This window comes from Viridibacillus sp. d25.2 (assembly GCF_055456015.2).
In genome coordinates this window covers 2,727,091-2,744,216 of the sequence record NZ_CM196652.1, presented here as the reverse complement: position 1 = coordinate 2,744,216, position 17,126 = coordinate 2,727,091, and the positions used below count along the sequence as shown (strand labels likewise).

Annotated in this window: 15 protein-coding genes and 1 pseudogene; 10 read left to right on the top strand and 6 right to left on the bottom strand. The window is 33.5% G+C overall.

From position 1 onward, the window contains the following. The first annotated feature begins 173 nt into the window (after positions 1–173). The 5 genes and pseudogenes from ACZLO7_RS13610 (at position 174) to ACZLO7_RS13590 (ending at position 4,589) form a co-directional block, all read left to right on the top strand. Positions 174–933: pseudogene (locus ACZLO7_RS13610) on the top strand (glycosyltransferase). Positions 934–1,131: 198 nt separating this feature from the next. Beyond that, positions 1,132–1,311: a hypothetical protein gene (locus ACZLO7_RS13605; protein WP_427751366.1), complete on the top strand. Its 180-nt coding sequence runs from the start codon at positions 1,132–1,134 to the stop codon at positions 1,309–1,311. Between the two features lie 413 nt (positions 1,312–1,724). Next, complete coding sequence (locus tag ACZLO7_RS13600) at positions 1,725–2,315, top strand: hypothetical protein (RefSeq protein WP_464940463.1); 591 nt, start codon at positions 1,725–1,727, stop codon at positions 2,313–2,315. Positions 2,316–2,465: 150 nt separating this feature from the next. Next, complete coding sequence (locus tag ACZLO7_RS13595; RefSeq protein WP_464940462.1) at positions 2,466–2,879, top strand: MarR family winged helix-turn-helix transcriptional regulator; 414 nt, start codon at positions 2,466–2,468, stop codon at positions 2,877–2,879. Positions 2,880–3,764: 885 nt separating this feature from the next. After that, positions 3,765–4,589, top strand: coding sequence for a DUF4097 family beta strand repeat-containing protein (locus ACZLO7_RS13590; protein WP_464940461.1), 825 nt, complete (start codon positions 3,765–3,767; stop codon positions 4,587–4,589). A gap of 384 nt (positions 4,590–4,973) precedes the next feature. Here ACZLO7_RS13590 and ACZLO7_RS13585 read toward each other — a convergent pair whose 3' ends face one another. Next, on the bottom strand, positions 4,974–6,578 hold the full coding sequence (locus tag ACZLO7_RS13585) for an ABC-F family ATP-binding cassette domain-containing protein (protein WP_511261340.1): 1,605 nt from the start codon (positions 6,576–6,578) through the stop codon (positions 4,974–4,976). A 597-nt stretch (positions 6,579–7,175) separates the two neighbouring features. Here ACZLO7_RS13585 and ACZLO7_RS13580 point away from each other — a divergent pair. Together ACZLO7_RS13580 and ACZLO7_RS13575 are read left to right on the top strand one after the other, a co-directional pair. After that, positions 7,176–7,961: an enoyl-CoA hydratase/isomerase family protein gene (locus tag ACZLO7_RS13580; protein WP_464940459.1), complete on the top strand. Its 786-nt coding sequence runs from the start codon at positions 7,176–7,178 to the stop codon at positions 7,959–7,961. 182 nt (positions 7,962–8,143) lie between these two features. Continuing rightward, on the top strand, positions 8,144–9,505 hold the full coding sequence (locus tag ACZLO7_RS13575; protein ID WP_464940458.1) for an MmgE/PrpD family protein: 1,362 nt from the start codon (positions 8,144–8,146) through the stop codon (positions 9,503–9,505). 94 nt (positions 9,506–9,599) lie between these two features. Here the strand turns inward: ACZLO7_RS13575 and ACZLO7_RS13570 are convergent, their stop codons facing one another. Together ACZLO7_RS13570 and ACZLO7_RS13565 are read right to left on the bottom strand one after the other, a co-directional pair. Next, positions 9,600–11,327: a glycine betaine ABC transporter substrate-binding protein gene (locus ACZLO7_RS13570; RefSeq protein WP_464940457.1), complete on the bottom strand. Its 1,728-nt coding sequence runs from the start codon at positions 11,325–11,327 to the stop codon at positions 9,600–9,602. Positions 11,328–11,330: 3 nt separating this feature from the next. Then, complete coding sequence (locus ACZLO7_RS13565) at positions 11,331–12,536, bottom strand: quaternary amine ABC transporter ATP-binding protein (protein ID WP_464940456.1); 1,206 nt, start codon at positions 12,534–12,536, stop codon at positions 11,331–11,333. Positions 12,537–13,644: 1,108 nt separating this feature from the next. Here ACZLO7_RS13565 and ACZLO7_RS13560 point away from each other — a divergent pair. After that, positions 13,645–13,842 carry a transcriptional regulator gene (locus ACZLO7_RS13560; RefSeq protein WP_464940455.1) on the top strand — a complete coding sequence of 66 codons (198 nt, stop codon included), beginning with the start codon at positions 13,645–13,647 and terminating at the stop codon, positions 13,840–13,842. A 93-nt stretch (positions 13,843–13,935) separates the two neighbouring features. On the opposite strand, the gene ACZLO7_RS13555 is transcribed toward ACZLO7_RS13560, so the two are convergent. Both ACZLO7_RS13555 and ACZLO7_RS13550 read right to left on the bottom strand, forming a co-directional pair. Next, positions 13,936–14,685 carry a class I SAM-dependent methyltransferase gene (locus tag ACZLO7_RS13555; protein ID WP_464940498.1) on the bottom strand — a complete coding sequence of 250 codons (750 nt, stop codon included), beginning with the start codon at positions 14,683–14,685 and terminating at the stop codon, positions 13,936–13,938. A 300-nt stretch (positions 14,686–14,985) separates the two neighbouring features. Continuing rightward, entirely contained in the window at positions 14,986–15,162 is a 177-nt protein-coding gene (locus ACZLO7_RS13550; protein ID WP_464940454.1) for a hypothetical protein, read from the bottom strand. Between the two features lie 130 nt (positions 15,163–15,292). Here ACZLO7_RS13550 and ACZLO7_RS13545 point away from each other — a divergent pair, with 130 nt between their 5' ends. Continuing rightward, positions 15,293–15,541 (top strand): hypothetical protein, encoded by a 249-nt coding sequence (locus tag ACZLO7_RS13545; RefSeq protein ID WP_464940453.1) that lies wholly within the window; start codon positions 15,293–15,295, stop codon positions 15,539–15,541. A 701-nt stretch (positions 15,542–16,242) separates the two neighbouring features. After that, the gene (locus ACZLO7_RS13540) at positions 16,243–16,641 is read left to right on the top strand and encodes a hypothetical protein (RefSeq protein WP_464940452.1); all 399 of its coding nucleotides are present in this window, start codon (positions 16,243–16,245) and stop codon (positions 16,639–16,641) included. A 114-nt stretch (positions 16,642–16,755) separates the two neighbouring features. On the opposite strand, the gene ACZLO7_RS13535 is transcribed toward ACZLO7_RS13540, so the two are convergent. Continuing rightward, positions 16,756–16,923: a hypothetical protein gene (locus ACZLO7_RS13535; protein ID WP_464940450.1), complete on the bottom strand. Its 168-nt coding sequence runs from the start codon at positions 16,921–16,923 to the stop codon at positions 16,756–16,758. Positions 16,924–17,126: the final 203 nt, after the last annotated feature.

The window sequence follows — 17,126 nt, the reverse complement described above, 5'->3', positions numbered from 1 at the left end:
TACTCATAAGAATTACTTATGCCATTTACTCCTATAAATCTAGAATCATAGTCCAAAAAACTAAAACCAATACATGGGAAATAAACTTTAATTTGTAAAAAACATATGCATAACTAAAAGTATTTACGCTATTATAGATAATAAGAGGTAACAAACATTAAAGGAGATGAAGTATGATGAGTTCAAATCAAACATTGAAAGGAGAACTTAAAGAGAATATAAAGTTCTCTGTAATAATCCCTGCACATAACGAAGAGAAATACATTGGAAAATGCTTAGATTCAATTAAAAAAGCCTCAAAAGCTTATGCAGATCAAATTGAAATAATTGTTGTATTAAATCGATGTAGACAAAACAGAGGAAGTAGCAAAGTCTTATAATTGCATTACATTAAAAAATGGGGATAAAAACTTATCTAAAATCCGTAATGCGGGTGCTGCAATAGCAAAAGGTGAAATAATCATAACAATTGATGCTGATACCCAGATGACAGAGGATTTTTTGTCTAATGTAGACAAATATTTATCATCAGGAAAATACATTGGCGGTGGCGTTAACGGCAAGTTTGAAAGAGTTTCTTTAGGAATAATCGTTTCGGCAATATTGATAATATTTCCATTGCTTTTTAAGTATGGAGCTATTTCTGTTGGGATTTTTTGGTGCTATAAAAAAGATTTCGAAGCAATCAACGGATTTAATGAAAAAATGTTCATGTCAGAAGATGCAGATTTTGCAATGCGGTTAAAAAAATGGGGAAAGAAAAATAATAAAAAGTTTGGAACTATAAAAAATGCAATGATCACATCATGTAGAAGATTTGATGCTAATGGAGATTGGGCTCTATTGAAAAATCCAAAAATAATATTAGGCTACTTAAAAGGGACAGATCAAAATCAAGCTGATAAAACATATTATGATAACCAAGAAAGATAAATTAAATGGATTTCAAAGTAACTGAACAAGTACATTTATGGTGTTTTAGAGTACTAAATTACAAAATCCAGATCTTTTATAAGTTGATAGTGTAATTTGACGGGATAAAGCTTTAAATAATTATCCTTGCCAAATGTGGCATGAACCTCTCTATTGCTAGCATATAGTATTAATAATATGTTGTAAGGAGGAAGAGATATGAAGAAATCACTGGTCATTATGGGGAACGGGAATACATATGTAGTTGATGAATCTCCCGATGAGTTTTATGAAAATTATTTAAGTGAGTCGGTAGAAAATTATGAGTACCTTGATTTAGATGAATTTACAACCATTTCAATTGCACATATCTCTGAAATTGTCGGAATAGACGATTAATGAATTAAGCCACATCAAATAGATGTGGCTTTTTATATTACCCTAATTCAATAAGGAAGGGGATAATACATAGATTTTATCTGAAACTTCCATCGTAGATAAAAGGGCGCCTACAAGTAAAAAAAACTCATGAATCTTTTAGATATCGAGAATCAGTTATAAAAAGAATTAAAATGAATGTATGTACATTTAGTTTAAGTTTCAACACTATGAAATTATGTTAATATAATATCGTAATACATAATAAGTGGAAAATTGGAATTCTGTTTGGAGCGATTTTATTAAAGAGAATTTTACTGCAAGTCCTGAAGAAATAGAATTACAACTTAGTGAAATGGTAGAAGCTGCTTGATTATCTGATAGACAAGCAAAACCAAAGAAATAGTAGGAGGGATATTATGGAGTTCTATATTATGAGAGCTGATAATGACTTTAAACAAAAACGAATCAATGCAAACGGTAGTTCTAAAATAAGAATATGTAGTAAATGTAACGGTAGACGCGCTTACTTAAACGAAAAATTAAAAGTATATTTTCCAATCAAAAATATCACTGATTTTTATGATGTACCACCATATAATATTCTCAGTAATAAAGTATATGAAATATTAAGTGAGAATAATATCACTGATTTTGATTTATATCAAATAGATATCGAATGCAAATATTCTGATTTTGAAGTGGAGAATAAAAAACATAAATTATGTAGATTTGAACCAATTGGGAATGGTGGGTTTTTACATGATCTAAAAGGAAATGTAATACCTTATTGTGAAAGTTGTAATAGGTTTCTAGGTGATATTGGTGATGGTCTTAGTGTAAATGAAGATCAGTGGGACGGTAGTGATATTTTTTATTTTGACAATTGGTTTGGTAATATAATAATTACTGAAAAGGTATATAATATATTAAATAAAAAACAACTTCGAAATATTCGTTTTATTAATTTAAAAGATTTTAAATCGAATTATACTTTAAGAAAGTTGACAGGTGAGTTCCGTTAATAAAATAAAAGCACAGAGAAAGTAAATAGAGAAGAATATTTTATAATGATTAGCATATTATTCCTAGGGACTGTATAATACCTATATAGTTATTGGATTTTTTAGTTAATCTATATTTTAATGACTAAACTTGTCTAAGGGATGATTAAGATGGAAAAATCTTTAGAAGATGCTATACGGAATCTAATGGAAGAAATGTTTAATATCCAAACTAAATCAAATGAGTTTATGAAGGTACTTACTCATGATGAGAGCCTCTCTGAAAATTTAATCTTATTACTACTAAGACTAAAATTATTCAGACATATGAAAATCACTGAAATCTCAGAAGCTTTTATGCTAACACCTGGGGCAGCAACGAATATGTGCGATAAACTTGAAAATTTAGATTATGTAGAAAGAATAAGAGTAAAAGATGATAGAAGAGTTGTAAGGGTATCTCTTACTAAAAAAGGTGAACAAAGAGTGGAAGCCATCTTCTCTAAATTCTCAAAAGAAAAGATTGAGCAAATATCAAGTACATTAGTAGAGATAAATAAGCTATTTGCAAAAATTGAATATTAATCATACCTAAAAAACAGATTAATTCTAATTTGTTCGGTATGTCGACAAAAGGCATTCAGAATACTCACATCCTGAATGTCTTTTGTTATTTTTGTATATTTTGGTTATTTAAGATCCTCCTTTATAGATAAAATACTAAATACTCTTTGAGAGTTAATTAGTATTCTATTACTAACTTTGCCAAGTACAACTGGCAAGTTTCTTTAAATTCATAATTTTCCCTATAAGATGTTCTTGAGATATTAGTGGACCCAAAGCAATCATTTCAATTAGATTTCTTTACAAATTTTTCATTTCGCATCATTTTAAAAGATTGTTTATATCACATGTGTAGTTGATTGGAGCGGAGGTGGCGACTCCCGAGGGAAAAGCGGGACAGTCCAAGACCCTGCAGGAGCGTAGCGACGAAGCGACTAGGCGCCCGCCCGCGGAAAGCGCCAACCGTAGCGGAAATCAACGGTCTTATCTCTATATATTTTAAAAGAAAAAAGACCGTAGATAAATTCGAATCTCTTCGAGTACATGTTTTGGTTTTATTACATACGTAGTTGAATGGAGCGGAGGTGGCGACTCCAGCGGGAAAAGCGAGACAGTCCAAGACCCTGCAGGAGCATAGCGACGAAGCGACTTGGCGTCCGCCCGCGGAAAGCGTCCACCGTAGCGGAAATCAAAGGTTTTTCTACTGGTATAAATCTCACCTTCTCCCTACAATATAAACATACGTTTGCTCCTACTATTTATCAATATAGTTAAATCATGCTCTTAAATAAAAAAATTGACATTAGTATCGTTGTTTAATATTATAATTAATATATATTTTAGTTACTAAAATATTTATTGGTTGAAATTAAAGAGTTAATACTAATTCTAAACAAGGAGAAGAATATGAAAAGAATAAAATGGATGATTGGGGTTTTGATTTTGATAATAACTGGTTCGTTGGTTTCTTTAAATTTGAGTAAAAAAGAAGTTGTGTATAAGAGTGATTTGGAAAATGTGAAAAAGATCTTTGTTGACGCTGATGTTTCGAACGTTGTTATTGTTACTAGTGATTCCGATTTGAATGTGCAATATGCAGGACAGAAATCATTTGTGGGAACTTCTGATATGAATATAGTTTATGACAAAGATCAAGCAATAATAAAAGTACGTGCACTTCAAAAAAGGTGGATGACTGTTATACCTGGTTCTACAAAAAGAGGTGAATTACTATTGAATATTCCACCTAGATTGCTAGAAGAGGTACAAATAAATACACAAAATGGGAACATTGATGTAAAAAATTTAAGTGAAGTAAATCGGTTAAAACTTAATTCAAGTGTAGGGAAAATCAATATAAATTCTTTTAAAGGCAACAAATTAGATATAGAAGCGAAAAATGGCTCAATAAATATAGGATCTGTTGATGCGGAAGTAAACATTAAGAACAGAACAGGTAATCTAAACAGTTTGGAATTTACTGATATTAAGGGGAAAAATACGATTAAATTGTCTAATGGTCATGCGAAAATAACACTGCCAAATGACATAGAAATGGCTGATCTAAGCTTAAATATCGCAACAAAAAATGGCAAGATTTCTTCTGAGAATGATAAAGTATCGACAGATGTAATAACTAAGCATGGTGCTGGTCAAAAGTTAATTCAACCTTCAAAAGGGGATAGGGAATTGATAATTTCTTGTTCAGTAGGGAGTATAAAAATTAAGTAAGGAAATTGCATAATAATTTCTTTAGTTGTTCACGTTCTTGTTTTAAGTTTCTCATCATCTTTTTCTCTCACTTCAGATAATTCTTATTTTAGAATTTTTTGATTTGGAAAAGCGTCCGATCGACTCCTGCGGGAAAAACGAGACAGACGAGACCCTGCAGGAGCATAGCGACGAAGCGGCTCGGCGCTCGCCCGCGGAAAGCGTCCGGTAAGCTTCGGAAAACCTGAAATCCTGTACAGTCTGAAGTCACATTAATAAGATGTGACTTTTTAATTACCCCTATTTATTGAGAGGGGTTAGTGCTGATAGAAAGAAAATAGACATAAAAAATCCCCGTACGCTCCAATTTAATTGGGGAGTACGGGGATTGGACTGTTAAAGGGATTATTTTAATCCTTCTTTTTCTTTCCACTCTAAATATTCATCATAAGTTAATTGCTTATCTAAAATTGAACCGTCTTCACGGACTTCAATTACGCGGTTAGCAATTGTTTGAATGAACTGATGGTCATGAGATGTGAAAATCATAGCACCTTTGAAGCGAATTAAGCCTTCATTTAGTGCTTGGATTGACTCAAGGTCAAGGTGGTTAGTAGGCTCATCAAGTAAAATAACATTTGCAGAGGCAAGCATCATTTTAGATAGCATACAACGAACTTTTTCGCCACCTGATAATACAGAAGGAGATTTCTTCACTTCTTCACCAGAGAATAACATACGACCTAAGAATCCACGTAAGAAGCTTTCTGTTTCGTCTTCTGGAGAATATTGACGTAACCATTCTACTAATGATCTCTCTGTGCCACCGAAGTATTTATCGTGATCGTTTTCAAAGTAGCTTTGAGATGTAGTGACACCCCATTTATAAGTTCCAGCATCTGCTTCTTTTTCTTCCATTAAGATATCAAGAAGAGCAGTTTTTGCTTGCGGGCTACCTAGTAAAATGATTTTGTCTTCTTTGTTCATTGAGAAGCGAATATCTTTAAATAGAGTTTCGCCTTCGTGACTTGCTGTTAGACTATCAACAGTTAACACGTCATTACCGATTTCACGACCTGTTTGGAAGTTGATGAATGGATACTTACGGCTAGATGGTTTAATATCGTCAAGCTCGATTTTATCCAACATCTTTTTACGAGAAGTTGCTTGGCTAGATTTAGAAGCGTTCGCAGAGAAACGTGCAACGAATGCTTGTAGCTCTTTAATCTTCTCTTCTTTCTTCTTGTTTTGATCTGACATCATTTTTTGTGCTAATTGACTAGACTCATACCAGAAGTCATAGTTACCAACATATAATTGGATTTTAGAGAAATCAAGGTCAGCGATATGTGTACATACTTTGTTTAAGAAGTGACGGTCATGGGATACAACAATAACCGTATTTTCAAAGTTGATCAAAAACTCTTCTAACCATTGGATTGCTTTTAAGTCAAGGTGGTTGGTAGGCTCATCTAGTAATAGAACGTCAGGCTTACCAAATAGGGCTTGTGCTAATAACACTTTAACTTTGTCAGAACCTTCTAGGTCAGCCATAAGCATATAGTGAAGATCGTCGCCAATTCCTAAACCGTTTAATAATGTTGCCGCTTCAGATTCAGCTTCCCAACCATTTAGGTCAGCAAATTCACCTTCTAATTCAGCAGCACGCATGCCGTCTTCATCAGAAAACTCTTCTTTTGCGTAGATTGCGTCTTTTTCAGCTTTAACTTCCCAAAGACGTTTGTTCCCCATTACAACTGTATCTAAAACGTTAAATTCATCGTATTCGAAGTGATTTTGCTTTAATACAGAAAGGCGTTCGTCTTTGCCCATAGATACGTGGCCATCTTGTGCCTCGATATCACCTGATAAAATTTTTAAAAATGTCGATTTACCAGCACCGTTTGCTCCGATTAGGCCGTAACAGTTACCTGGTGTGAATTTAATATTTACGTCGTCAAATAATTTACGGTCGCCATAGCGAAGACCTACATTACTTACTTGAATCATGTAAGTTCCTCCTTTTTTCACAATGCTTCTAGTATATCATGGAACGCTTAACAAGACAGCAAATAATGTTCTAAAAGTGTATAAATTTGCACTTATTCTTAATTTTTTAGTCAAAAATTAAGGGTTTAGTAGCTAAAAGGCAAAGGAGATAGTTTGAAAGGACATTCATCATGCAATATCAATAAATTTAAATGATAGTGAAAAATAATTAAACTTTAGATAATGCTCATTTTTTGAATCTCAAAGAAATAGAATTAATAAGATGTAAATCAAAGAAGAGGTGAAAGGGGAAGTCGCGGCAATGGCTGAGCCTGAGCAGCCTATCTTTGAGGAAGTTAATTATGTAGTTCTAGACTACATTTTGGAGAGGATATATTCGAAAAATAATGAATGAATCCATTTATTAAAAGCAGGAGGTAAGTACACCTGGAATTTGCAAAGGGCACTGACGTTTTTAAGTGATAAAAAGTAAGTATATCCATTCGATGACATGCTAGCTTGTGAGGACACATTAACTGATATTGCGAAAGTACTGGGTACGTCTGCAAATCATGAAGTAACTCGCGCTTCAATTTTAGTAAATGAAGGAGTGTAATCATGAATGTCATATTAACGGAAATAGTAGGGGACAATGGACAGGTTTTAAACATAACTTTAAATCGACCAAAAATGCTCAATGCATTTAATACAAAGATGGCAGAGTATATGTTGTCACTTTTAAAAGTTGTGTCAACTGATTTGTCAATTAGAGCCGTACTTTTAACTTCCTCAAATAAAGAAGCTTTTTGTACAGGGGCAGATTTAAAGGAACGTAACGGACTCTCTAGGGAGGAATGGAAGACACAGCATGAATTATTTGAGCAGTTGTTTTATGCTCTTGAGGATTTACCACAACCAACAATTGCCGTAGTAAATGGCTATGCTTTGGCTGGTGGTTTTGAATTAGCGCTCAATTGTGATTTAATCGTTGCTGCAAAAAATGCAAAATTTGGTTTACCAGAAGTAACACGTGGCATTATGCCTGGGTGTGGTGGTTCTCGCCTTTTACCGAAACGGGTGCCATTACATAAAGCGAAACAATGGTTATTTACAGGTGAAATATTTGGAGTAGAAGAAGCGCATGATGCTGGCTTACTTAATGCAGTTGTCACTTCAGACGAATTGTTCCAAACAGCTCTAAGGCTTGCAAATAAAATTGCAAAAAATGCGCCTTTAGGTGTGCAAGGTTGTAAGGTGAATGCAAATACATTAGGAGCGTTACAAAATAGTGAAGCAAGAAAACGAGAAATAGAGATTTATAATTTAGCAGTTAATTCGGATGATCGGCTTGAAGGTGTACATGCATTTAATGAAAAAAGAGCGCCATTTTTCACAGGAAAGTGAGGGAGAAATGCTGTATTTATATTAGATGAGCCAGGGGCATTTTTAGAAGAATTCCTTGAAGCTAGGGCGCATTTCTTAGGAGGCGCTCATGTCGAAAATTATTTCTCTTGAAGATATTAACGAAGGTTTTGAAACAGTGATTCATCACGTATTATTATTCAAATAGATTAGGGGGCGAATGTGTGGGATTAAGCTATCAAATTGCAGACTACGTCATAGGTTTAACATATGAGCAACTACCAAAGGAAGTCGTTTCATATACAAAACGCTGTATTTTAGATTATTACGCATCTGCTCTTAAAGGGCGAGACGGGGTACCGATTCAAATGATCGATGAACTCATTCGTGAAATGGGTGGTGCATCTCAAGCAACAACAGTTACTAATGTTAAAAATTCAGTAGTGAACGTAGCATTATTAAATGGTGCGGCAAGTCATTTTAGTGAGCTTGATGATATTCATAAGGCTTCAATAGTACACGCAGCAACGGTTGTAATGCCAGCTGCAATCGCAGTTGCTGAATGGAAAAGGCTTTCCGGGAAAGCACTTATTACAGCGATTGTTGCAGGGTATGAAGTGGCATATCGAATTGGGGAGACAGTGTCACCTTTGCATTATTATTACTTCCATAATACAGCTACATGTGGCACTTTTGGAGCAACAGCGGCTGTTGCAAAACTATTAGAGTTAAATGAAAATCAAATTGTCAATGCATTAGGTAGTGCAGGTACACAAGCAGCAGGTCTTTGGGAATTTATAGAGGATGGAGCAATGTCAAAGCAACTTCATCCAGGAAAAGCAGCGATGCAAGGCGTATTAAGTTGTTTACTTGCACAAAAAGGATTTACCGGTGCGAAGAAAGTATTAGAAGGAAGCCGTGGCTTTTTTGAAGCGATGAGTGAACAGTATGACATATCTAAAATGACAGCAGGCATTGGAGATAGCTTTAAAATTATTGAAAACTCATTTAAAGTGCATGCATCTTGCCGCCATACACATCCTGTAATGGATTTACTAGTTGAATATCATAAAGTGCATGATGTGAATATCAGAACAATAGAGAAAATAGTCATTTCAACATATAAGACAGCGCTAGATATTACAAATAATCCATCACCTGATACGATTTATGCTGCCAAATTCAGTATTCAGTTTTGTGCAGCACTTGCACTATCAACAGGTAGCGGAGGTTATCATGCATTTACTGAACAAATATTACACGATCCAACTATTCGTGCAATAATGGAAAAAATTGAAGTTCAAGTTGATAAAAAAGTAGATTTAGCGTATCCAAAAGAATGGGGTGCAAATTTATCGATTCATTTTACAGACGGTTCGATTTATAAAGCAAAAACGCGATATCCAGTAGGAGATCCAGAGAATCCTGTTTCTACAGAAGCATTAGTTGAAAAATTTATGACACTCACAAACGATCTACCTTTTGAACAAAGAGTGCAAATTGTAAAAACAATCCTTAATCTAGAACAATATAAGGTAAAAGAACTGGTCGGAGCGGTGCATAGAAAGATTGAAATCGAATCCTAAAAGAAAAATCTGTACTTTATATTCCGCATAATCTAACTAGGTTTTAATAACCAAAAACCCAAAATAGTATCCACTATTTTGGGTTCAGTTTCTTCTATTTTAAATCTTCAATCGAATCAATATCTACATATTTAGGGACAACAATACCATTTTTTGTTCCTTTTAAGTTTGGTCCTAAATTAACAAGATCTTTTTTGTAAGATGCATAATAATCTTTGTGAGTACTTGGAAGCCATGCAGCGACCATTGCATCAACACTGCCGTTTGCAACACCTGCAAACATTGGGCCAACCTCAACTTGACTCATCTTAACTTTGTATCCATTTTGCTCAAGTACTTTTGCAATCACGTTTGTACTAGCAATTTCAGTGTCCCATGCAACATAAGCGAGCTTGATTTCTTTACCATTACCCGCTTGTGCTCCTTTAGTCCATTTAGCTACTTTATCGGCATTTGCTTTAATCCATTTTTCAGCAGCATCTTTTGGATCCGTTCCACCTGAGACATCTACCATCACTTTCTCCATGTCGCTCGTATCCCAAGCAAATTGATCAAGTATTGTATATGCACCTGGAGTATCTTCTTTTAGTCCTTTTCGAACGATTGTATTAATTTCTTCTGAGCCACCAAAAGTCCCATTTGGATCATCGAGATATTTCAAATCAAAGGAAGCGAACATCCAGTGAGGAGACCAACCTGTAATAATAATGGGTTCTTTCTTTGAATATGCTTTTTTCAATTCAGCAACCATTGCGGCAGATGAACCTTCAACTAGAGTCCAATTATCTAATTTATAATCTTTCATAGCAGTTTTTGCTTGTGCCATTAATCCAGCACCTGGTTCGATTCCGATGATTTTATAATTTGTAGATTCACCAATCGCAGAACCCGTACCTGTTATAGCTTCCTCTTTTGTAAATGTGTTAAAGAGTGCGGCAACAACAATGAGGATACCGACTATACTAAGAACAATTTTACGACTTACTAGTTTTTCATATGCGGGTTTGCGAATGTTTTGAGTAATGCGGTCTAAAATAATGGCAATAAAGACTATGGATAGACCTGCTTCAAAACCTTGTCCAACATTAATCTGACTAACTGCACGGTAAACGTCTGCACCAAGTCCAGGTGCACCAACTAGTGAAGCAGTAACAACCATTGAAAGGGCAAGCATAATACTTTGGTTAATCCCAGCTAAAATGGTTGGTGTTGCTAATGGTAATTGGACTTTAAATAATTTTTGACTAGATGTTGAACCAAATGCATCTGATGCCTCAATCAAATCCCTCGGAACTTCTTGAATACCTAGATTTGTCATGCGGATAGCTGGCGCAATCGCAAAAATGAACGATGCAACAATACCAGGTACTACACCAATTCCGAAAAATAGTATCGACGGAATGAGATAAACAAATGCAGGCATTGTCTGCATAAAGTCTAAAATAGGTGTAACGATATTTTGTACTGTTTTATTTTGCGCACACCATATACCTATAGGAATACCAAGTAATATAATAAAGAATCCCGATACTAAAACAATCGCTAAAGTTTGAATTGTGGAATCCCAATAACCTAGATTATCAACTAATAGCAAACTAACTACTGTAAATATCCCTAATGGCCATTTACTTGTATAGCCAACTAATAGGGCTAACACAATAATTAAAACAATTGGGGGACCTACACTTAGTACATCAACAATAATATTTAACAGTCCATCGATTGCATTTGTAAAAAACGAAAACAGTGCAGCAAATGTGACTGTGATCCAATCAACTAAAGAATCTACCCATTCACCTAATGGAATTTTTGACATATTCATGGTTTAATCACTCTCCAATGCATTCAAAGAATCTTTGTTACCAGCTAAAGCGCCAATGACGGCTCCGCGAATAACAATTCCTTTGATTCTGTGTTTATCGTCAACAACTGAAATTGGAAGAGAGGATGTTGCCATAACATCCATTAAGTTTACTAAAAGTGCATCTTCGGGCACTGTTGGTACTTCTGTTGTCATGACTTCTGATATTGATAGGTTTTGATCAATCGCTTGACGAGCTTGTTCGGCAGAGATCGCGCCCAGTAATTTTTGCTTACGATCCACCACGAATATACTAGAATATCCTTCTTTACGCATGATTTCTAATGCAACACGAGGACCCCTATCGATACCGATTTTCTCTGGTCGTTTCATAATGTGTGAAGCAGTTAATACTTTAGATAAATCAACATCTTCAACGAATTTTTCTACAAATTCATTTGCTGGACTCATCATAATTTGTTCTGGTGTACCAAGTTGAATGATACTTCCATCTTTCATTAAGGCGATTCTATCACCAATACGTAATGCTTCATCTAAATCATGTGTAATGAAGATAATGGTTTTTTTGAAATTCTCTTGTATCTCCAGTAGTTCATCTTGCATATCTTTTCGAATTAATGGATCAAGTGCACTAAATGCCTCATCCATAAGTAAGATATCTGTGTCACTAGCAAGTGCGCGTGCAAGACCTACCCTTTGTTGCATACCACCGCTCAGTTGTGAAGGCAATTGATGTTCATACCCTTTAAGTCCAACGATTTCTAAAGCTTGCATAGCTTTCTCACGTCGTTCTTTAATAGGCTTCTTTTGGATCTCAAGTCCAAATTCTGTGTTTTCTAAAATTGTTTTGTGGGGGAAGAGAGCAAAGTTTTGAAAGACCATACTAATTTTCTGTTGTCTTACTTCTCTAAGACGGGAAGCACTCATTTTTACGATATCTTCATTATCAATTAAAATCTCGCCAATAGTTGGTGCAATCAGACGATTAAACATACGAATTAATGTAGATTTACCACTACCAGACAAGCCCATAATAACGAAAATCTCTCCAGGATAAATACTAAAGTTCACTTTATTTACACCTAAAGTTTGTCCAGTCTCTTTCAAAATTTCTTTTTTAGAACGACCTAATTCTAAAAGCTCCAGTGCTGCTTTGGGAGACTTACCAAAAATCTTTGATACGTTTCTTACTTCTACAAAAGGATCCATTTAAACACCTCGTTCTTATATTCTTTTTGAAAACAGAAGCAGTCATGAAATAACAATTCAGAAATGTAATTATTTCGTAAAATAAAAAAGAAGTTATTGATTTATCATGTGCGAAGTTGACTAAAACAATCCTTCTTACTTGAATTTCCATTTATTTAATAAAGTAAATGGAAATAAGTCATTTTATTTATGCTTGCTTAACTCTTATTTTTACCAAATAATGAAATTTACTACTGATGAGGATTATGAAAAAAGAGGAAAAACAACAGCAAATATGGGAATTTTTCAAGGGCAAAATAGAGTGTTTACTTTATTACTATATCGTTTACTAAACTTCATATCAAATGAAAGCCGTATTTGGAACTATCATTTTCAATAAGTTTTTCGCAGTATTAAATTTGATGAATTGCAAATGAAACGTTGGCATATATGGTTTTAAATCTATTTTGGTAGTTAGTTTTATACATAGAATCGTAGATAAAATATTTTTTAAAAATGTGAATTTAGACCTATTTAAATTTACGGTTATTTTAGTTTCCAAGAGAAGGATGTTTTTAGGAGAAATGGAAAATAAAATAAGAAGAATTAATAGCATTTTATATTGAAAAAAACATAATAATCCTCTATAAAAGAAATTTGAAATAAATATTGCAAGGTAGGAGGTTTTAAAACAATTATTTTACTAATAAAAAGATGGTTTTTGTTGGTTTAAATGGCATACTAAAATACCCTTAATATTATTGTTATACCAATGACAGAGCCATATATGGAACCTGTTCTATCATATATCATGAAGTACACATCATTCAGGGTAGGTGACGACTAAAAAAATAGTTACTACTGAGAATAGAGAGTAGTATTGGATTATCCAATTTTATACTTTAAGGATTTATTTCAAGCTTTTTATATTTAAACTGGATGGTTAAACAACAAAAGAATTTAGACTAGGTGAGTCCATATCTGTACTTCTTTTAATGTTAATCTTTCATAACTCAATCATTTTGATACTACATTTAAGACTAGGTAACCGTGAATTCGGTCGCCTGGCTTTTTTATTTATTTAGAACAAAAGGAGTGGATTATTGTAAAGGAGCAATTAATAAAAGCAATGCAGCGTAAACAATTGGTTAACTTGATGTATTTTTCGAAGAGTGGAGAGATAACTAAACGACGTGTGAAAATTATTGAAGTATCATCAGAAAAGTTCTTAGCCTATTGCTTTGTTAAACGCGATAAACGTACTTTTATTATCGATAACGTTCTTGCGGCTATTCCGATTATTCGTAGAGAGAATGAAATTATATGAGCTTGAAATATTCAATCAAGAAAACAATAGAGGATCATAATGGAAAAAGAGAACACTTATTTTATGCCACAAATAAGTGCTCTCTCATTATAATTACTTTTTAGATGCTTTAATAATAAATGTTGCAGGCACTAATTGAGCTTTTTGTGTAGAATACCATTTAGATGGAGTATCTGAAATCTCATTGTCAGGTAATATAACATCGTCTATTACCTTTTCAATTGTAAAACCAGTTTCAATTAGTGTATTTATATATGTACTTAGTTTCCGGTGGTGTATAACAACACTATTATGCCAAGCTTCGTTATATTCAGGACCTTCAATATTGTAGGATTTATTAAAAGTAAATGATGACTGTTCATAGGTCAAGCGGTCGTGAATCGGATGCTCCCAACTAAAGATGAATATCCCTCCTGGCTTCAAATATGTATATATATTTGACAAAGTACTTTGTAAATCAACTGTCCACCCTAATGCATATATAGAATACGCAATATCGAAGTAATTGCTTGGTAATCCCGGGTTTTCCTCCATTGGAGATTCGAATAATGATACTTTGGCCTGTTGATTACTTAACAAATTAGTAGCTGTTTCAATTTGTTTTGTTGTAAGGTCTAATCCCCATAGTTCCTCCGCTCCTTGGCTCCCCATAAAGAGTAACGAGTGCCCGCTACCACACCCTATATCCAATACTTTTAAATCTGAAATATCCCCAAATAATTTTAATTGTTCTTCACTTGGAGAGAATGGCCCGTAGTCAGGGAGAGCTGCTCTTCCAAAAAAACGTTCTGCAGATTTCTCCCAACTTTCCTTATTTAAATTCAAAATAGTAGTATTTGCTATCATGATTTCAGCTCCTTTAATTGTTAGCACTAAACATATTTATAACCACTATTCTACAAAAGGGAATATTATTCCTTCTTATTAATAAGCTCAATGGAAAACATGGCTGAACACGTTGCAACGTTATAATACCGCTTTTTTGGAGTGTTTAAGTGTGTGAAAGCAAGTAAAATGCAACTTTAAGAGCGATTGAATCTAATAATGAAGGTAACAAACAGATAAACGGACTTTTGAACTTTATTCACAAAAAGACCCAGTACATTTTGAGTACTGGGCCTTTTTGTACTTATTCTTTATTAGTCACGTATTTTCTACTTTTATTTTTTGTCTGTCTAATTCTATTTTTTTTAATTCTACTTCTAATTCCATATGTTTGATTAAATATTCTTTTTTAATCTGATAAACTTTAAGTAAACTTAAAATCATTATAATAAAACCAAATAAAAGCATAAAAAATTGTATATCTGAGAAATTCAAAAGGCTCACCTCGCACTTATTTTTTACAACTGCTTACATTATTTATTGCAATATATTGAAAAAATGTATATGTGTTTATGAATGATGATAACATTGGTAATTACAAAATAATAGATATGGAGCAGTTATAATGAAAAAAATTAGTTTTATAATTTGTAGCTTATTATCTACATTGCTTGTGTCTACTGTATTTCCTAATTTCTCTAATGCTAAAGAATTTGACAGTAAAGAGGAAGCTTTATCTGAATCAGTATTATATAACTTAGATATAGGATATTGGCACACATATGATACGAAAACGTTTGATAACTATACTAAAAGAATAGATAGTATTTATAGTATAAATGAGGGAGAAAAGAGATATATATTACTAAATTAACAAGGCGAAGTGATAGTACCAGTAATAAAACAACCCATAATTTCGGGAAAAATATACGAGGCTTTACCTGTTGTTGCTATCCATTTATTACATAAAAATGGGTCGAAATACAAATTATCTATCCAGAGGTAGCCGTTAGGTTGAAAAGAAAAGGAAGACTATTCAACGATCACGTTTGATTGTTGGCTAGCAATATTATTTTTGTCTTGTAATTGATTTTGCTGCTTAGTAAAAAATTTTTGTACTGGGATATTTATATAAAAGAACATCCCCATAATGCACAAAATACATACAACCTTAAAAGGGTATAGTAAGTAACATCAAATAGGAAACACTTTTCTCTAGTTTAGAACGCATTAATCTTGGGCACAACAATGGTAAGAAGATAATAATAAAGTTGCTATTTGGATAATAACGAAGGAGAAATTAATGGCTGCTATAACTGATAATTCCCGAGAAAAATCAAATTATATAAATCGTTCCACAACTACTGCGTTGGCATCATTTTTACGACAAGTCTACTACCGATATTGCAATGGTTTAAAGCTACTTCCTATCTATCTGCTCATATACTCTCCGTCGTCTTGGACAGTAAGGACTTTGTTTTGTGATGTAGACGCATCAAGCGAATACTTTTTTTCTATATGCACATAATAATTAATATAAACAGTAATTAAACTGGAGAAAGAGGTAGATTAAAAATGGCAGAATTAGATTTAGAGACTAAAAAGCAATTGGAGTCAAATTTTCTTAAGCTCAAAGATTCTATGAATCGTATGACAGACTTCTTAAACAACAACGATTGCACTTTGCTTTACGAATTGGACTATAAATTAAAACATGACCCCGGGCTCTTAGAAGAATTTAAAAAAAATCCATCGGCAGTTATTGTAAGGGAGACAGGGCTTACTATTCCTGATGGTGGTTTGCATTTTCATTATATAGACAAAAACAATAAATACTATCCTGAGGAAAGAGACGCCCTTAAACAACTTATGTTTGGTAGTAATGATACAAACATACCTTGGAGTCGTATAGAGGTTCGATTTGGTATTGGTCCTGCGTGTATAGCTCAATGTGATGAACCAGGAGACGACTGATATTTGTATACTCATTTTAAATCCTAAACTACTTCTTTAGTTGAATAAGACCTGGGTCATTTTATCTCAATTTTTTATGACACAAAAGTGACCCCACTTAATTAAAATTTGACCTTATATTATTTCTAAGGTTTTTTTATCTAGATTTCCATTCAGATATTCGCTAAAGGAATTCATTTTCTCTTTCAACATCTGAAGTGTACGCTTAGCTACTTTTGCATTTTCTTTTGTTTGCTGTAACAGATGTCTTGGCATGTAATCACGATCAAAATCAATAATCACTCTTTAATACTCCTAATCGATAAACTGAAATAGTACCAATATATCTAGATTATCTTTAATTGGATAAGACAATAATTCCAGCTAAAAAAAGTATCACTCAAAGACATAAATTTTATATTTATAGTAAGGTTAAATCTAAACCTAGACACCTTACCAGCCTCTTCACAAAAACATTGTTTAAATAAATAGGTATTAATCGTTCG

Coding starts and splice junctions, on each gene's coding strand:
- ACZLO7_RS13605 (WP_427751366.1), top strand. CDS start 1,132: ATGAAGAAATCACTGGTCATTATGGGGAACGGGAATACATATGTAGTT.
- ACZLO7_RS13600 (WP_464940463.1), top strand. CDS start 1,725: ATGAGAGCTGATAATGACTTTAAACAAAAACGAATCAATGCAAACGGT.
- ACZLO7_RS13595 (WP_464940462.1), top strand. CDS start 2,466: ATGGAAAAATCTTTAGAAGATGCTATACGGAATCTAATGGAAGAAATG.
- ACZLO7_RS13590 (WP_464940461.1), top strand. CDS start 3,765: ATGAAAAGAATAAAATGGATGATTGGGGTTTTGATTTTGATAATAACT.
- ACZLO7_RS13585 (WP_511261340.1), bottom strand. CDS start 6,578: ATGATTCAAGTAAGTAATGTAGGTCTTCGCTATGGCGACCGTAAATTA.
- ACZLO7_RS13580 (WP_464940459.1), top strand. CDS start 7,176: ATGAATGTCATATTAACGGAAATAGTAGGGGACAATGGACAGGTTTTA.
- ACZLO7_RS13570 (WP_464940457.1), bottom strand. CDS start 11,327: ATGAATATGTCAAAAATTCCATTAGGTGAATGGGTAGATTCTTTAGTT.
- ACZLO7_RS13565 (WP_464940456.1), bottom strand. CDS start 12,536: ATGGATCCTTTTGTAGAAGTAAGAAACGTATCAAAGATTTTTGGTAAG.
- ACZLO7_RS13560 (WP_464940455.1), top strand. CDS start 13,645: ATGCAGCGTAAACAATTGGTTAACTTGATGTATTTTTCGAAGAGTGGA.
- ACZLO7_RS13545 (WP_464940453.1), top strand. CDS start 15,293: ATGAAAAAAATTAGTTTTATAATTTGTAGCTTATTATCTACATTGCTT.
- ACZLO7_RS13540 (WP_464940452.1), top strand. CDS start 16,243: ATGGCAGAATTAGATTTAGAGACTAAAAAGCAATTGGAGTCAAATTTT.